This is a genomic window from Microbacterium azadirachtae (genome assembly GCF_000956505.1).
GTDB lineage: Bacteria > Actinomycetota > Actinomycetes > Actinomycetales > Microbacteriaceae > Microbacterium > Microbacterium azadirachtae_A.
This window is the reverse complement of record NZ_JYIX01000040.1, coordinates 183,872-198,224: the sequence shown is the minus strand read 5'-3', so window position 1 is coordinate 198,224 and position 14,353 is coordinate 183,872. Positions and strand designations below refer to the sequence as shown.

15 protein-coding genes and 1 pseudogene are annotated in these 14,353 nt (G+C 70.4%); 11 read left to right on the top strand and 5 right to left on the bottom strand.

Translation table 11 applies throughout. The features are described 5' to 3' along the window. The first annotated feature begins 4 nt into the window (after positions 1-4). From RS86_RS18935 to RS86_RS18925, 3 genes are read left to right on the top strand one after another with little or no spacing between them, the layout of a single operon-like run. A complete protein-coding gene (locus RS86_RS18935; protein ID WP_045273823.1) occupies positions 5-868 on the top strand; it encodes a carbohydrate ABC transporter permease in 864 nt (287 codons plus the stop codon). Positions 869-894: 26 nt separating this feature from the next. Next, complete coding sequence (locus RS86_RS18930) at positions 895-2,748, top strand: glycoside hydrolase family 3 protein (RefSeq protein ID WP_045273822.1); 1,854 nt, start codon at positions 895-897, stop codon at positions 2,746-2,748. Between the two features lie 24 nt (positions 2,749-2,772). Further along, a complete protein-coding gene (locus tag RS86_RS18925) occupies positions 2,773-3,888 on the top strand; it encodes a LacI family DNA-binding transcriptional regulator (RefSeq protein ID WP_045273821.1) in 1,116 nt (371 codons plus the stop codon). Between the two features lie 33 nt (positions 3,889-3,921). Here RS86_RS18925 and RS86_RS18920 read toward each other — a convergent pair whose 3' ends face one another. Continuing rightward, a complete protein-coding gene (locus RS86_RS18920; RefSeq protein ID WP_045273820.1) occupies positions 3,922-4,791 on the bottom strand; it encodes a fumarylacetoacetate hydrolase family protein in 870 nt (289 codons plus the stop codon). A 60-nt stretch (positions 4,792-4,851) separates the two neighbouring features. On the opposite strand from RS86_RS18920, the gene RS86_RS18915 reads away from it, so the two are divergent. The 3 genes from RS86_RS18915 to RS86_RS18905 all read left to right on the top strand — a co-directional run bounded on the left by RS86_RS18915 (position 4,852) and on the right by RS86_RS18905 (position 7,657). Beyond that, on the top strand, positions 4,852-6,318 hold the full coding sequence (locus RS86_RS18915) for a PrsW family intramembrane metalloprotease (RefSeq protein ID WP_082076904.1): 1,467 nt from the start codon (positions 4,852-4,854) through the stop codon (positions 6,316-6,318). A gap of 256 nt (positions 6,319-6,574) precedes the next feature. Continuing rightward, the gene (locus RS86_RS18910; protein WP_045273819.1) at positions 6,575-6,943 is read left to right on the top strand and encodes an FKBP-type peptidyl-prolyl cis-trans isomerase; all 369 of its coding nucleotides are present in this window, start codon (positions 6,575-6,577) and stop codon (positions 6,941-6,943) included. A 165-nt stretch (positions 6,944-7,108) separates the two neighbouring features. After that, positions 7,109-7,657, top strand: a complete 549-nt coding sequence (locus RS86_RS18905) for a YceI family protein (RefSeq protein WP_045273818.1) — start codon at positions 7,109-7,111, stop codon at positions 7,655-7,657. Between the two features lie 67 nt (positions 7,658-7,724). Here the strand turns inward: RS86_RS18905 and RS86_RS21050 are convergent, their stop codons facing one another. From RS86_RS21050 to RS86_RS21180, 3 genes and pseudogenes are all read right to left on the bottom strand, one after another. Beyond that, positions 7,725-8,618 (bottom strand): DNA-3-methyladenine glycosylase family protein, encoded by an 894-nt coding sequence (locus RS86_RS21050; RefSeq protein WP_045273817.1) that lies wholly within the window; start codon positions 8,616-8,618, stop codon positions 7,725-7,727. A gap of 79 nt (positions 8,619-8,697) precedes the next feature. Continuing rightward, a complete protein-coding gene (locus tag RS86_RS21045) occupies positions 8,698-9,027 on the bottom strand; it encodes a hypothetical protein (protein WP_235281838.1) in 330 nt (109 codons plus the stop codon). Positions 9,028-9,134: 107 nt separating this feature from the next. Beyond that, positions 9,135-9,569: pseudogene (locus tag RS86_RS21180) on the bottom strand (sigma-70 family RNA polymerase sigma factor); the annotation flags it as partial. Positions 9,570-9,652: 83 nt separating this feature from the next. Between RS86_RS21180 and RS86_RS18890 the strand changes: the two are divergent. Further along, the gene (locus RS86_RS18890) at positions 9,653-10,147 is read left to right on the top strand and encodes a carboxymuconolactone decarboxylase family protein (protein WP_235281836.1); all 495 of its coding nucleotides are present in this window, start codon (positions 9,653-9,655) and stop codon (positions 10,145-10,147) included. Between the two features lie 33 nt (positions 10,148-10,180). Here the strand turns inward: RS86_RS18890 and RS86_RS18885 are convergent, their stop codons facing one another. Beyond that, positions 10,181-11,413, bottom strand: coding sequence for an MFS transporter (locus RS86_RS18885; RefSeq protein ID WP_235281848.1), 1,233 nt, complete (start codon positions 11,411-11,413; stop codon positions 10,181-10,183). 216 nt (positions 11,414-11,629) lie between these two features. Between RS86_RS18885 and rpsO the strand changes: the two genes are divergently transcribed. From rpsO to RS86_RS18865, 4 genes are all read left to right on the top strand, one after another. Then, a complete protein-coding gene (gene rpsO, locus RS86_RS18880) occupies positions 11,630-11,899 on the top strand; it encodes a 30S ribosomal protein S15 (protein WP_018187174.1) in 270 nt (89 codons plus the stop codon). A gap of 291 nt (positions 11,900-12,190) precedes the next feature. Further along, on the top strand, positions 12,191-13,081 hold the full coding sequence (locus tag RS86_RS18875) for a hypothetical protein (RefSeq protein ID WP_045273815.1): 891 nt from the start codon (positions 12,191-12,193) through the stop codon (positions 13,079-13,081). Next, positions 13,074-13,964: a hypothetical protein gene (locus RS86_RS18870; RefSeq protein WP_045273814.1), complete on the top strand. Its 891-nt coding sequence runs from the start codon at positions 13,074-13,076 to the stop codon at positions 13,962-13,964. Before RS86_RS18875 ends, RS86_RS18870 begins: the two co-directional genes overlap by 8 nt. Further along, the gene (locus RS86_RS18865; RefSeq protein ID WP_045273813.1) at positions 13,957-14,271 is read left to right on the top strand and encodes a transcriptional regulator; all 315 of its coding nucleotides are present in this window, start codon (positions 13,957-13,959) and stop codon (positions 14,269-14,271) included. Before RS86_RS18870 ends, RS86_RS18865 begins: the two co-directional genes overlap by 8 nt. Positions 14,272-14,353 lie beyond the last annotated feature (82 nt).

The following is a 14,353-nucleotide window of genomic DNA, read 5'->3' as shown; positions in this document are numbered from 1 at the left end:
CGCCATGACTCTCACACGGACAGCACCTCCGGTGCGCCGCTCCCGTCCTCGACGGCTCAGCGGGAGGGCGGTCTCCTACGCCGTCCTCACGATCGGCCTCGTGGTCTGGCTGGTCCCCTTCATCTGGATGGTCCTCGGATCCGTCAAGACGCAGGGCGAGATCCTGCGCCGCCCGCCGACCTGGTGGCCGGAGGCCCCGACCGCGGCGAACTATGCGCAGTGGTTCGGCCCGCTCGACTTCTGGCACTTCTTCGGCAACAGCCTGATCGTCGCGCTCGTCACCGTGCTCGGCAACCTCGTGTTCTGCTCGATGGTCGGCTACGCGCTCGCCAAGATGGAGTTCCCGGGCAAGCGGGTGCTCTTCGGCGCGGTCATGATCACGCTCATGGTTCCCGGCGTGGTGACCTTCGTGCCCCTGTTCGTGATGGTCTCCAAGCTCGGACTGGTGAACACCTATCCGGCCCTGATCCTCCCGTTCGTGACGGCGCCTCTCGGCGTGTTCCTCATGCGCCAGTTCATGACGGGCATCCCGGATGCGCTGCTCGAGGCCGCCCGCCTGGACGGCGCGGGGGAGTGGCGGATCTTCCGCGGTGTCGTGATGCCGCTGTGCGGACCGCCCCTGGCGACGCTCGGGATCCTCACCTTCCTCGGGTCATGGAACAACTTCCTGTGGCCGCTCGTCTCGGCGCAGACGGAGGACATGTACACCCTGCCGGTCGCCCTGTCGCTGTACTCGACGGGGCAGAACGCGACCGATTACGGGCTGCTGCTCGCGGGATCCGTGCTCGTGATCGCCCCGATCCTGCTGCTGTTCGTGTTCCTGCAGCGCTGGTTCATCCGGGGCGTCGCGACCACAGGCCTGAAATGACCGCATCGACGAGGAGGAACCCACGCATGAGAGCCGAAGACCGGACGACGGAGGAGGGCCTGCCCTTCCGCGACCTCAACGGCAACGGGGTCATGGATCCCTACGAGGATCCACGGCTCGGCACGGAGGAGCGCGTCGACGACCTGCTCTCCCGCCTGTCGATCGAGGAGAAGGCGGGGCTGCTGTTCCACACGGTCATCGAGATCGGCGAGGGAGGAGAGCTGCGCGAGGAGCCCGGCGCCATCTCGAAGTCGCCGACCTCGCAGGTCGTCCGGCAGAAGCACCTCACGCACTTCAACGTGCACGGGATGAGGACCGCACGGGAGGGCGCCCACTGGAACAACCGGCTCCAGGAGCTCGCGGCAGGCACATCGCATGGGATCCCGGTGACGATCAGCACGGATCCGCGTCACGCGTTCGTGGAGAACTCGGGCGTCGCCTTCGCGGCAGGCCCGTTCTCGCAGTGGCCGGAGCCGCTGGGGCTCGCCGCTCTCGACGACGTCGATCAGGTGCGACGGTTCGCCCGGATCGCGGGGCGCGAGTACCGGGCGGTGGGCATCCGGATGGCTCTGCACCCCCAGGTGGATCTGCCGACCGAGGCGCGCTGGGGGCGTCAGGCGCAGACGCTCGGCTACGACGCCGACCGGGTGACGGCGATGACGGGTGCGTATCTCGAGGGATTCCAGGGCGCGGAGCTGGGCCCCGAGAGCGTCGCGTGCATCACCAAGCACTTCCCGGGCGGAGGGCCGCAGCTGGACGGTGAAGACGCGCACTTCCCGTACGGTCGCGAGCAGGTCTATCCGGGAGGGCGCTTCGAGGAGCACCTGCGGCCGTTCGTCGAGGCGATCCGCCGCGACACCGCAGGGATCATGCCGTACTACGGCATGCCGGTGGGACTGGTCCGTCGGGGGCAGCCGATCGAGGAGGTCGGATTCAGCTACAGCCGGCAGATCGTCACAGAGCTGCTGCGGGAGGAGCTGGGGTACGACGGCGTCGTGCTCAGCGACTGGGAGCTGATCAACGACAACCACGTCGGGGATCAGGTGCTGCCGGCGCGGGCCTGGGGCGTGGAGGACCTGACGCCGCGGGAGCGGATGCTCCGGCTGCTCGATGCGGGCGTCGACCAGTTCGGCGGGGAGGAGTGCGTCGAGCTGCTCCTCGAGCTCGTCGCGGAGGGAGCGGTCGCCGAGGAGCGGATCGACCGCTCGGCGCGGCGGATCCTGCGGGTGAAGTTCCGTCTGGGCCTCTTCGACGATCCGTACGTGGACGAGGACGAGGCCGAGCGGATCGTCGGGGCGGCGGAGTTCCGCGCAGAGGGGGAGCGCGCTCAGGCCGCCTCCGTCACGGTGCTGCAGAACCGCGACCGCACGCTGCCGATGTTCGAGGGCGCGCGTCCGAAGGTCTATGCGGAGGGCGTCGCGGCGGAGGCGCTCGCCGCCTACGCCGACTCCGCCTCCGCGCCCGAGGACGCCGATATCGCGCTCGTGCGGATCGGGGCCCCCTTCGAGCCGAGGGACGATCTGTTCCTCGAGGCGTGGTTCCACCAGGGGTCGCTCGACTTCCCGCCGGGACTCGTCGCGCGGCTGCGCCGGATCGCCGCGCACTGCCCGCTCGTGATCGTCGTGAACCTCGATCGCCCCGCCATCCTCACGCCCTTCGTCCCGTTCGCGGCCGCGATCGCGGTGGAGTTCGGCAGCTCCGATGCTGCGGTGCTCGCGGCGCTCTCCGGACGGATCCCGCCACGCGGGGTGCTCCCCGTCGACATCCCGCGCTCGATGGACGCCGTGCGCGCCGCATTCGCGGACGTGCCGGACGGAACCGAGGATCCGGTGTTCCGCCGCGGCACCGGGCTGACGATCGACGGACCCCGCGCTCAGTAGAATCGCTCCGAAAGCGAGGTGCTCATGGCGTCGAGCCGACCCACCGTCTATGACGTGGCGCAGCGCGCCGGCGTGTCGATCGCCACGGTCTCTTTCGCGTTCCGCCGGCCGGAGCGCGTGCGCGAGGACACCCGCCGCGTCGTGCTCGAAGCGGCGCGGGAGATCGGTTACGTGCCGAGCGGATCCGCCCGGAGTCTCGCGCGCGGACGCACCGGCGTGCTCGGCCTGCACCTCTTCGACATGCTGCTCGACGAGGAGCCGGAGGCGTCGCCGTCGGCCCGCGGGGGAGTGCGGGTCGACCTGGACGAGCTCGACCTGGATGCCGAGACCGTGAGCTGGGATGCCGCGGCGGATGAGCGCGAGAGCGATCCGAGGACGTTCCCGCTCTACGTCGACGAGGTCCAGCGCGGCTTCGTGCTGGAGTGCAAACGCAACGGCACGGCGGTCCTGCTCAGCAGCGGCGGCGTGGGGGTGTCCGACCTCGCCGACACAGCGGGAAGGGTCGACGGCCTCGCCATCCTGCCGGGCCGTTCCACGACCGCGGCGATCGAGGCCGTGGCCGCACGCGTCCCGGTCGTCCAGCTGAGCAAGCGCGCGGGCATCGGGCATAGGGTCACGGTGGACAACGCCGGGGGCATGCGGATGATCGTGCGGCACCTGCACGAGGCGCACGGCACCCGGTCGTTCGGCTGGGTGGGCGCGATCGGGGAGGACGACCTCGATGAGCGGCGTGAAGGGTTCCTCTCCGCGGTCGCGGAGATCCCCGGCGCGCTCGGAGAGCCCCTCGACGACACCGACCTGGAGCGGACGCCCGCCTATCCCGTGCTGCGCGAGCGCGCCGCGGCGGGCGCCCTGCCCGAGGCGCTCGTGTGCGGCAGTGATCAGACCGCGCTGCGGGTGATGGACGTCCTTCGCGGCGAGGGGGTGCGCGCCCCCGAGGACGTCCTGGTGACCGGCTTCGACGGCATCCTGGCGGGCCGGATGTCCACGCCGACCCTCACCACGGTGCGCCAGCCGATGGAGCTGATGGGGCGCATCGCCGCCCACCTGCTGCTGACCGATCCCGGCGACGGGAGCGAGCCGGCGCGCACCGTGCGACTGGCGACGGATCTCCGCGTCGGGGGCAGCTGCGGCTGCTGAGGAGCCGATGAAGCCCCCGCGCGGACCGGATCGTCAGTCCAGGATCCGGCAGTGCGTCGTGAGCTCGCCGATCCCGTCGATGCCGACCGTCACGGTGGAGCGGTCGCGCAGGAAGATCTGCGGATCCCGGGAGTAGCCGGCGCCGCCGGGGCTGCCGGTGGAGATCAGCGTCCCCGGGCGCAGGGTGAGGGAGCGCGAGAGGTGGGAGATGAGGGCCGACACCGGCCGCACCATCTGCCCGGTGGAGGCGTCCTGCACCATGTGGCCGTCGACGACGGTCCAGATGTGCAGGTCCTGCGGATCAGCGATCTCGTCCGCGGTCACGACCACGGGGCCGGTGGGGGAGAAGCCGTCGAACGACTTGCAGCGCGACCACTGCGCCTCGGCGAACTGGATGTCCCGGGCGGTGATGTCGTTGACCACGGTGTAGCCCCAGACGTGGTCGAGGGCGTCCTCGGCGGACACGTCCTTCGCGGCGGCGCCGATCACGACGCCGAGCTCGGCTTCGTAGTCCACCGACTCCGACAGCGCACGCGGCCACGTCGTGGTCTGCTCGTGCCCGGCGAGGGAATTCGGCCACAGCGTGAAGACCGTGGGCGCGGTGTCGGTCTTCAGCCCGAGCTCGGTCGAGTGCGCCGCGTAGTTCAGGCCCACCGCGAGCACGACGGGCGGAGCGAGCACCGCGGCGCTGTACGCGAAGCCGTCGAGCGCGTGCACGGGGGCCTCGCCGCGGGCGTGCGCGTCGCGGACGGCGTCGAGAAGGACGTCGCCGCCTTCGATGAGCTGCTGGAGGGTGGCAGGGGCCGGATCCACGAGATCTGCGACGAGCGTCGCGCCGGAGCCGTCGATGACGGCGAGCGCGGGAATGTCGGATTCGGGACGGCGCAGATGAGCGAACCGCATGCCCTCCACGCTACCGGGCGCACCCGCTGCCCCGGCGCGGAGAGCCTCTAGGCTTTGGGCATGACCTTTGGAGGACACGGCGATCCCGCCGAGCAGCGCCCGGCCTCGCGCCCGTCGCCCCCCGCGCCGTCGCCGTATCAGCCGCCCGCGGCCGGGCAGCCTCAAGCGTCGGCGGACCAGGGGCCGTCCGCGCCGCATCAGCCGCAGCCGTCGTACTCCGCGCCCGCGGCCCAGCCTCCTTATACGCAGCCCGCATACGCGCAGCCGCAGTACGCACAACCTCAGTACCTGCAGCAGCCGCAGTACGTCCAGCCGCAGAGCTACCCGCAGACCGCCTCGACGCCGATCGCGCCGGTGTACGGCTCGGTGCTGGCGCAGCGCCCCGAGCATCACGGCGCCGTCGCCTACGACGCCTACACCCCGCCCGCTCCCGTCCAGGCGGTGCCGGCGCTGCCCGTCCCCTCGGCGAAGGGGCGGCACGCCTCGGTGTGGGCGTTCGGCGCGCTCGGATTCGTCCTCCTCGGCCTCATCGCCTACTTCGTGTGGGCGCTCGGCCCCGCAGCTTCCATGATCGGCATGGTGCTCGCGCTGGTGCCCCTGACGATCGTGTTCTTCGGCGTCTTCTTCATCGACCGCTGGGAGCCCGAGCCCAAGTCGCTGGTGGCTTTCGCGATCGCGTGGGGCGCGATCGCCTCGGTGGGGCTCGCGCTCGTCGTCGACCTCCTGCTGACGCTGCTGCTCGGGCAGCGCAACGACGATCTGACCGCCGTGCTCCAGGCGCCGCTGGTCGAGGAGACGGCGAAGGGCCTCGGCGTCTTCCTGATCTTCCTCATGGCGCGCCGCAGCTTCGACGGCCCGATCGACGGCGTCGTCTACGGCGCGCTGGTCGGCGCCGGCTTCGCGTTCACCGAGAACATCCAGTACTTCGCGGTCAGCCTCATCGAGGGCGGGGCGCCCGACCTGACCGTCACGTTCGTGCTGCGCGGGCTCATGTCGCCGTTCGCCCACGCGATGTTCACCTCCGTGACCGGGTTCGCCATCGGGCTGGCCGCCCGTCGCGGTGCCTCGGCCGCTCGCGCCTTGGGCTTCGGCGCCGTGGGACTCCTCGGCGCCATGGCGTTGCACGCGCTGTGGAACGGATCCTCGATGATCGGCAACTTCTTCGTGCTGTACATCGTGCTGCAGGTGCCGCTGTTCGTCGGGTTCATCGTGGTGATCATCCTGCTGCGCAAGGAGGAGTCCCGGCTCACCTATGCCCGGCTCAGCGACTACGCCACCGCGGGCTGGTTCACGCCGCAGGAGGTGTCGATGCTCGCGACTCCCGCGGGCCGCCGCGTCGGCCTGCGGTGGGCGTCGGGGCTGCGCGGCGACCGGCGTCCGATCATGCGCCGGTTCATCAAGGACGCGACCACGCTCGCATCCGTGCGCCAGCGCATCATCACCGGACGGGATCCGCTGGCGACCCAGGACGAGCAGGTCCTGCTGCAGCGCACGCACGCGGCGCGCGACGCGCTGCTGTCGGTCTGAGGCGGAAGGTTTCGACTCGCTCCGCGTCGCGGCCACGAGCCCTCGCAGAGCAAGACTCAGCGCCCGGTGCTGCGGCGATGCCTGCAAGTCCTCCGGGCGCTGAGTTGATCTGAAAACAGGTTGCACCCGCGGCGCGGGGATGTCAAGGTTCGGCAGGCCGCACCCCTGTCCGTCGTCGGCACGAACTGGGCACTGTTCGCCATCGGCGCAGTGTCCCGCGTTGACCGAGCCGGACCGTGTCGGGTTGGATGGAGGCATGACTGAGCGCACCAAGCCCGAGTTCGACGCCCCCACCGGACCCGCCCCCACGGAGCTCGTGATCCGCGACATCATCGAAGGAACCGGTGACGAGGCGAAGCCCGGCGACACCGTCACCGTGCACTACGCCGGTGTCGAGCACGACTCCGGCGAGGAGTTCGACTCCTCCTGGGGCCGCGGAGAGACCATCCAGTTCCCGCTGCGCGGCCTGATCCAGGGCTGGCAGGAGGGCATCCCCGGCATGAAGGTCGGCGGACGCCGCGAGCTGGTCATCCCGCCGCACCTCGCCTACGGACCCGCCGGATCCGGACACTTCCTCGGAGGCAAGACCCTCATCTTCATCATCGACCTCGTCGCCGTCGGCTGACGATCGCGAACGACGAAGGCCCCGTCCCCGGACGGGGCCTTCGTCGTGCCGGCGGGGGTTCTCGAAAAAAGTTCGGCGAATCGGGAATGCATTCACCTGAATGTAAGTTGGACCCTGATGTCGCCGCAGCAGCAGCGACCGCAGACCTTCCGATGAGGAGCACCCATGAGCATCGACATCCCCGGCTACCGCAGCGGCACCTGGACCCTGGACCCCGCCCACAGCGAGGTCACCTTCAGCGTCCGCCACATGATGATCTCGAAGGTGCGCGGCACCTTCGGCGTCAAGAGCGCGACCCTGGTCGCGCCGGAGAACCCGCTCGAGGCGCGTGTCGAGGCGAGCGTCGACGTCACCTCGCTCGACACCGGCGACGCCGGCCGCAACGGCCACCTGATGTCTGCCGACTTCTTCGATGTCGAGAAGTACCCGACCATGGACTTCGCCTCGACCGGTGCCCGCGTCGAAGGCGGCGACCTCTTCGTCGACGGAGACCTCACGATCCACGGCGTCACCAAGCCGGTCACGTTCGAGCTGGACTTCGGCGGCTTCGGCTCCGACCCCTACGGCAACTACAAGGCCGGCGCCTCCGCGAAGGCCGTCATCAACCGCGAGGACTTCGGCCTCACCTGGAATGCCGCGCTGGAGACCGGTGGCGTGCTCGTCGGCAAGGACGTCACGATCACGCTCGACCTGCAGGGCGCTCTGCAGGCGTAATCGGAGCATCGTCCGAGAGGGCGGGTGTCGCGTACAGCGACCCCGCCCTCTCGTCGTGAAGAGGGACTCAGGCCGCCGGCTGATCGAGGAGCCGGGATCCGACCGCTCGCAACGACACAGCGGCCCAGGTGCGGAACGGGCGCCACGCCTCGGCGATCCGCTCCAACTCGGCATCGTCTGGAGCGTGGTCGAGGCGGTAGAGAGCCTGCACGGCGGCGCGCGTGTGCTCCTCCTGCGTCGACAGCACATCGGTGAGCCCGCAGGCCCTGATGACGATGAGCGCGCTGTAGAACGGGCCGATGCCGGGGAGACGCTGCACGTCGAGCATCGCCTCCGCAGACGTCATGCCGGCGAGCCGCCGCACGTCGAGCTGCCCATCCGATGCCGCGCGCGCGATCGCGTGCAGCCGCGGGATCCGGTCCGCGGGCAGCCCGGGGAACTCCTCGAGCGCGAGCAGCTGCTCGGGCAGCGGCAGGGCGGCTTCTGGTCGTCCGGCGAGCGTGAACACCGTGCCGTACTGTTCCGACAGACGCCGGCGCAGCGCGATGCCCTGCCTCCGCGCGCGACGGGCTGACAGCACGGCCCACACCGCCGCCTCGTACGGGCTGTAGAAGTTCGACGGGCGGAAGCCCGGCGCCGCCGCGTGCACGCGGGCGAGCACGGGATCCGCGGCGCAGACGGCCGCCCAGGCGTCGCCGTCGTGGTCGGCCGAGACGACGCGGGCCACCTGCCCGGCGATCGCGTCGAGATCCCCTTCTCCGTGCACGGTCAGGGCGAGCGTGCCGTCGTGCTGGCGCACCTCGACGCCGACCTGGGAATCGAGCGCATCGGTGCAGAACGCCAGCCGCATGACGCCGTCGAAGGCGGACTCGTCGCGATGGCCGAATCCCATGAGGGCGACCTCGCGGAGGTCGTAGGCCCCGGCGAGGGGCAGCGTGGTGGTGCGGGCGGTGGCGCTCATGCCGTCAGTCTGCGCCAGGGCACCGACATTCTCTCGGGCGTCGAGCGTCTCATTGCTGGCGCCGCCGGCGCCGCCGGCGTCACCGCGGCAACGACAGCGCGGCGGTCGCGGCAGGACCGGCGAATGCGTCGATGGCCGCGATCCGCTCGTCGTCGACGTCGAACGCCATGACCGAGACGGCGCGCGTTCCGACCAGGACGACGACGCCAGGGAGGCCGTCCACGAACACGGGCCGGAGCACCGCATCGGGGATGGCGAACATGAGCGCCCGGACTGCGACCGCCGCGCCGCCGCGTACGAGCGCGGTCGCCGACAACCCCTGCTCGATCCGCAGTTCGACCTCGGGGGACAGGAGCGACACGAGCCGGTCGAAGTCGCCCGCGCGGGCCGCCGCGAAGAACGCATCCACGATGGGGCGCCGGTCGCGGGCGGAAACCTGGTGCCGGCGACATCCGCCGAACGCATTCTTCGGCGCGCGCGGCTGGCCAGCTGCCGCACCGCATCGGGGGAGCGTTCGAGCAGGTCCGCGATCTGCTCGAAAGGCACCTCGAACGAGTCGTGCAGCACGAACGCCACGCGCTCGGCGGGGGAGAGGCGCTCGTGCACCAGGGTCAGTGCGGCGCCGACGGCCTCGGCCTGCTGCGCCGCCTCCAGGGGATCCGGTGCGCGCACATCCGCCTCGATGACCGGCCCCGTTCCGTCGTCGTCGAGCGGGATCTCTCCCCGTGAGGCGCGCGAGCGCAGCACGTTGAGGCAGGCGCGGGAGGCGATCGTGGTCAGCCAGCCGCCGAAGTTCTGCACGTCGTCGGCACCGGCCGCGGAGGCCCGCAACCACACGTCCTGCAGGACGTCGTCGGCCTCGGCGGTGGACCCGAGCATGCGCTGCGCGAGCCGGCGCAGCCGCGGTCGCTGCTCCTCGAAGCGGTCGGCGAGAGAATCCTGATCCGTCATGTCACATCTCCTCCGGCCCGCGTGTCATCAGAGTGACCGTCCGGATCGGGCGGCTTCTGACAAGAGAACGGGAAGAGTCTGACATGAGCATCGACCAGACCATCGACACCACGGCCGCCGTCGCGATCAAGGCGCGCATGCCGCACCCCGCGTTCCTGCTCGAGGGCGGCTTCGATGCGATCGCCGCGCTGAGCGGCGTGGCGGCCTCGACCGATCTGCCGCAGGACCTGCTGCACATGGTTCACCTGCGGGCCAGCCAGATCAACGGCTGCAGCTGGTGCACGATCGAGCACTCCAAGGAGATGCGCGCGGACGGGGCCGGCGACGAGCGGGTGTTCGGCGTGGCGGCCTGGCGCGAAGCCCCGTTCTTCACCCCGCGGGAGCGGGCCGCGCTCGCGCTCACCGAGGCGCTCACCCGCATCGCGGACAAGGTCGATCCGGTGTCCGACGAACTGTGGGACGAGGTGTCGGCGCAGTTCGACCGGCGCCAGCTGTCAGCCCTGATCCTGGCAATCAGCGCGATCAACGTGTGGAACCGCATCAACGTCGCGATCCGCCAGCCGGCAGGGCAGCGCTGACGTCCGTCGGGATCCGCGGCCCCCGACAGCGGGTCAGGGCTGCGGATCCTCGGCGTCGTACGCCCGGAACCGCGGGCTGAGCCGGACGAACAGCGCGACGAGGCCGATCACGAGCAGCCCGCCCAGGAGCGGCGGGAACCACAGTGCGGTGAGCGAGGCCAGCACTCCGGCGTACAGGGCACCGAGACGCGGTCCGCCTGCGACCACGATGATGAACACGCCCTGCAGGCGGCCGCGCATCGTGTCGGGGACCGCGGCCTGCATCATGGTGTTGCGATAGATCGAGCTGACGTTGTCGGCCGCACCCGAGAACGCCAGGGCGACGCAGGCGAGCGCGATCAGCAGCACGTTCGGAGAGGATGCGGTGGCGTGTCCGGCGGGGAGCAGCGCTCCGACGAGCAGGACGATGCCGAACAGCGCGATCGTCGCGCCGTATGCCTGCACGGCCCTGGCGATGCCGCGGCCGTGCCAGCGGTAGTGCACGATGCGCCCGGAGAACAGGCTCGACAGGAACGTCCCGACCGCGACCGCCGCGGTCAGCAGGCCCGTGGTCACCGCACCGCCGCCCAGGATCACGGTGCCCAGCGCGGGGAAGAGCGCGAGGGGCTGGCCGAACGTCATGGCGCAGATGTCGAGGACGTACTGCATCCGGATGTTGCCGGCGCGTCGCAGGAAGCGCAAGCCGTCGACGAGGGAGGCGAGCCCCGGGCGCACGATCTCGCCCTCGGGCAGCAGCTTCGGCAGCGTCCAGAGCCCCAGGAACATCGACAGCATGAGGATCACGTCGATCGTGTAGGTCCAGCCGTAGCCGGTGAGTGCCACGAGGAGTCCGGCGAGCGCGGGGCCGGCCATGACCGTCATGCCGAAGGCCACGCCGTTCAGCGCTGAGGCGGGGGCGAGCATGTCGCGGGAGAGCAGTCGAGGGATGATCGCGGTGCGCGTGGCCATGCCGACCGAGTTCGCGGCGGCGATGATCATGCTCAGCGCATAGAGCCACCAGATGGTCTCCGCGTGCGCCCAGGTGAGGGTGGCGAGCAGCGCGGTCGCGGCGAACGTGATGACCGCGGCGATGAGTGCGACCCGCCGGCGGTCGAAGGCATCGGCGAGCATCCCTCCGTAGAGTCCGGCGAGGATCATCGGCACGAGCCCCGCGACGGCGATCATGGAGACGGCGAAGGTGCTCTGCGTGAGCGCGAACACGTGCAGCATGACGGTCACGATCGTGAGCTGCCCGCCGATGCCGCTGAGGGTGGATCCGATCCACATCCGGGCGAACGCCGGGCTCTGCCGGAACGGGCTCAGATCGATCAGATGACTCACTCGTCGAGCGTATCGGCGCTCCGAGGGGCGTGGATCCGACTCGGCGCGCCGGGCTGCCCGGTGCTGATAGACTTGGGCGGTTGCCGTTCGATCGGCCGCGGATAAAGAGAGCCCACGCATTCGGCGTCGGGCACCGCGCAGCAAAGAGGAAGGGGATCACCTATGGCACTGGAAGCAGACGTCAAGAAGGCGATCATCGAAGAGTACGCGACGCACCCCGGTGACACCGGATCCCCCGAGGTGCAGGTTGCAATGCTGACGCAGCGCATCAAGGACCTCACCGAGCACCTCAAGGAGCACAAGCACGACCACCACTCGCGTCGTGGCCTGTTCCTGCTCGTCGGTCAGCGCCGTCGTCTGCTCGGCTACCTCCAGGACGTCGACATCAACCGTTACCGGTCGTTGATCGAGCGTCTCGGACTGCGCCGCTAAGCAGCCAGCGCACAATCGCGCAGAACATTCTTGCGAGGCCCGTCCCACGGTGTGGGGCGGGCCTCGACCTTTGTCCGGGGCGCCGCGCTGAGTCCGCGCCGCGCTGGCGCCGAGTGCACGGGATCCTGCCGAACGCACGGCCTGATCGCGTCAAGAGCCCGTCCGCTCGGCAGGATCTCGTGCCGTCGGCGGATCCGGTTCCGTACGATTCGTTGAACTCCGTGCCGCTTTCCTGTAGGAAAGTGGGAGTAGCTTTCCTGCAGGAAAGCTCACCGACGATTCGGGGGATCGATGGAGCAGCAGCCCATGCGGGGTGCCGAACCCCTGGAACAGCCGGACGCGGCTACGGCGCAGGCGTATCTGGACGTGCTTCCGGATGTCAGGCAGCGTGCCGAGGGCGTGCTGGATCTCCGGCGGCTCGGGCGCCTGCACATCGTCGAGAGCATCGCAATCGCGCTGTACGTCGGCATCTTCTTCGTCGCCTGGGGGCTCCATCGGCAGAGTCCCGAACTGCCCATAGCGCCGCTGAACGCGCTCGCCGTGTTCCTCATCTGGTCGTTCCTCGCGCGCGCCGTCAGGGAGCGCTACGGCGCGCGCCGCGTGCTGCGGGGTGCACGCGCTGGGGTGTACTACGGCTTGGCTGTCGCAGGCGCCGCGCTCGGTCTCGCGCTCGTGGTGATCGACGGGGTCACCGGGGCGTTCTCATGGTTCTGGCTTCCCGGGCCGCCACTGCTTTTCCTCGCCGGTGGGCTGGCGGCCGGTCTGTCGCTGCGGCACGAGGGACGGAACGACCCTTCCCGCCTCGCTCCGGCACGTGCGCCCTTCACCCGCACCGCACGGGTCGGCACGATGGCGGTGGGGGCGTGCCTCGCGATCAGTGTCGCCGTCAGCGGGGCGGCGGCCGTTCCGGGATGGGGATCCGCCGTCAGTTCATTCGCGATGTTCGGAATCATGATCCTGTACCTCGTCGCGCTGCTCACAGGGTGGTGCGCGGATCTGGGCGAGACCTGGTGGGCCCCGCAGTGGATCATGTTCGGCTTCGGCGCGTCCGCCGTCATGGCGATGGTGCTCCTCGTGAGCACCCGTCCGGGGATCGCGCTGGCGACCGGCTTCGCTCTCGGCGCCGTGGTCCTGATCCTGGCGGCGATCGTCAGCCTGCTCCCGGAGCGCGACGATGACTGAGGATCGCCGTGTCGACGGATCCGAGGGCGTGCCAGGGCAGGAAGCTGCGCGTGCCGCGCTCGACGCTCTGCCCGGCATCGCACGGCGACGCGAAGAGGTGCTCGACCGTCACCGGCTGGGCCGGATCCTCTTCTTCGAGGCGATCGTCCCGACGGCCGCCTTGGTCTCCTGGTTCCTCGCCCAGATGTTTCGGGATCCGTCCGTGAACGCACGGTCGTTGCCCACCCTGGCGTTGCTCGTCGTCATCGTGATGTGGAGTCAGCTCGCGCGCGGGCTCCGCGAACGATATCCCGCGGCACAGGCCCTTCGAGGCGCGGCGCGTGTCGTGCATCAGGTGCTCACCGGCGCCTCGGCTGCGGCGTTCGCGCTGGCCCTTGTGATCACGTTCCTGCGCGGCGGTGCTCCCGTGGTTCTCGTCGCGCTCGGAGGAATGCTGGGCCTCGGTGCCGGGCTCTGGGCGTGGGGCGCGATGCGCCGGGGTGCCGGTGACGCGGCCGCCGTCCCGGTCGCAGAGCATGCCGAGATGAACACCGCCGTGCGGATCGCCACAGGCTGCTTCGGCGTCGGGCTCGCACTGATCGCCGCAGTGAGTCCTTTGTTCGCCGCAGGCGAGGGCTTCCAGGTGCTCTCTGTGGTCGCCGCAGTGCTCGCGATGGCGATCGCCGCGCTCGGACGCTTCCTGAACGCGGTGCCCGCGATCGGCGCGTCGTGGCGCCCGCCGCAATGGACGGCGTTCGCGATCTCCGCGGTGATCGCCTGCGTCGCACCGATTCCGGCGTTCGCGAACCCGCTGCTCGGCGGCATGATCGGCGTCGTCGCCGCGGGGGCGATCCTGGTGCTCTTCGTTGTTGCAGCGCTCTGGCCGGTCGGCCGCGATGCCTGAGCCGCACCCGCGCATGCGCCTGGACGACACCTTCGCCGGCGCGATCCGCTTCTCGATGATGGCGGCCCTGCGCGATGGGGTGGAGATGGACTTCGCGACGCTCGCGCACGTGCTGCAGGCGAACGACTCCGCGGTGAGCAAGGCGATCGCCGCGCTGTCGGAGGCCGGATACGTCCTCAGCCGAAAGGGGCAGGTCGGCACCAGGCCGCGCACCTGGGTACGCGCCACGGCATCCGGCGCGCGCGCGTTCGAGGCGCACGTGCAGGCGCTGCGGGACATCGTGGCCGGGGGCGGGCCGGAGATCTGAGCCCGCGCGCCGCGCGTCGACTGCACGGGATCCTGCCGAAGGCACGGCGTGATCGCGTCAAGAGCCCGTCCGCTCGGCAGGA

Excerpts from the sequence above, each read along its gene's own strand:
- RS86_RS18930 (WP_045273822.1), top strand. The coding sequence starts at position 895 with ATGAGAGCCGAAGACCGGACGACGGAGGAGGGCCTGCCCTTCCGCGAC.
- rpsO (WP_018187174.1), top strand. The coding sequence starts at position 11,630 with ATGGCACTGGAAGCAGACGTCAAGAAGGCGATCATCGAAGAGTACGCG.
- RS86_RS18865 (WP_045273813.1), top strand. The coding sequence starts at position 13,957 with ATGCCTGAGCCGCACCCGCGCATGCGCCTGGACGACACCTTCGCCGGC.
- RS86_RS18935 (WP_045273823.1), top strand. The coding sequence starts at position 5 with ATGACTCTCACACGGACAGCACCTCCGGTGCGCCGCTCCCGTCCTCGA.
- RS86_RS18890 (WP_235281836.1), top strand. The coding sequence starts at position 9,653 with ATGAGCATCGACCAGACCATCGACACCACGGCCGCCGTCGCGATCAAG.
- RS86_RS18925 (WP_045273821.1), top strand. The coding sequence starts at position 2,773 with ATGGCGTCGAGCCGACCCACCGTCTATGACGTGGCGCAGCGCGCCGGC.
- RS86_RS21050 (WP_045273817.1), bottom strand. The coding sequence starts at position 8,618 with ATGAGCGCCACCGCCCGCACCACCACGCTGCCCCTCGCCGGGGCCTAC.
- RS86_RS18915 (WP_082076904.1), top strand. The coding sequence starts at position 4,852 with ATGACCTTTGGAGGACACGGCGATCCCGCCGAGCAGCGCCCGGCCTCG.
- RS86_RS18875 (WP_045273815.1), top strand. The coding sequence starts at position 12,191 with ATGGAGCAGCAGCCCATGCGGGGTGCCGAACCCCTGGAACAGCCGGAC.
- RS86_RS18885 (WP_235281848.1), bottom strand. The coding sequence starts at position 11,413 with ATGTGGATCGGATCCACCCTCAGCGGCATCGGCGGGCAGCTCACGATC.
- RS86_RS18910 (WP_045273819.1), top strand. The coding sequence starts at position 6,575 with ATGACTGAGCGCACCAAGCCCGAGTTCGACGCCCCCACCGGACCCGCC.
- RS86_RS18870 (WP_045273814.1), top strand. The coding sequence starts at position 13,074 with ATGACTGAGGATCGCCGTGTCGACGGATCCGAGGGCGTGCCAGGGCAG.
- RS86_RS18920 (WP_045273820.1), bottom strand. The coding sequence starts at position 4,791 with ATGCGGTTCGCTCATCTGCGCCGTCCCGAATCCGACATTCCCGCGCTC.
- RS86_RS18905 (WP_045273818.1), top strand. The coding sequence starts at position 7,109 with ATGAGCATCGACATCCCCGGCTACCGCAGCGGCACCTGGACCCTGGAC.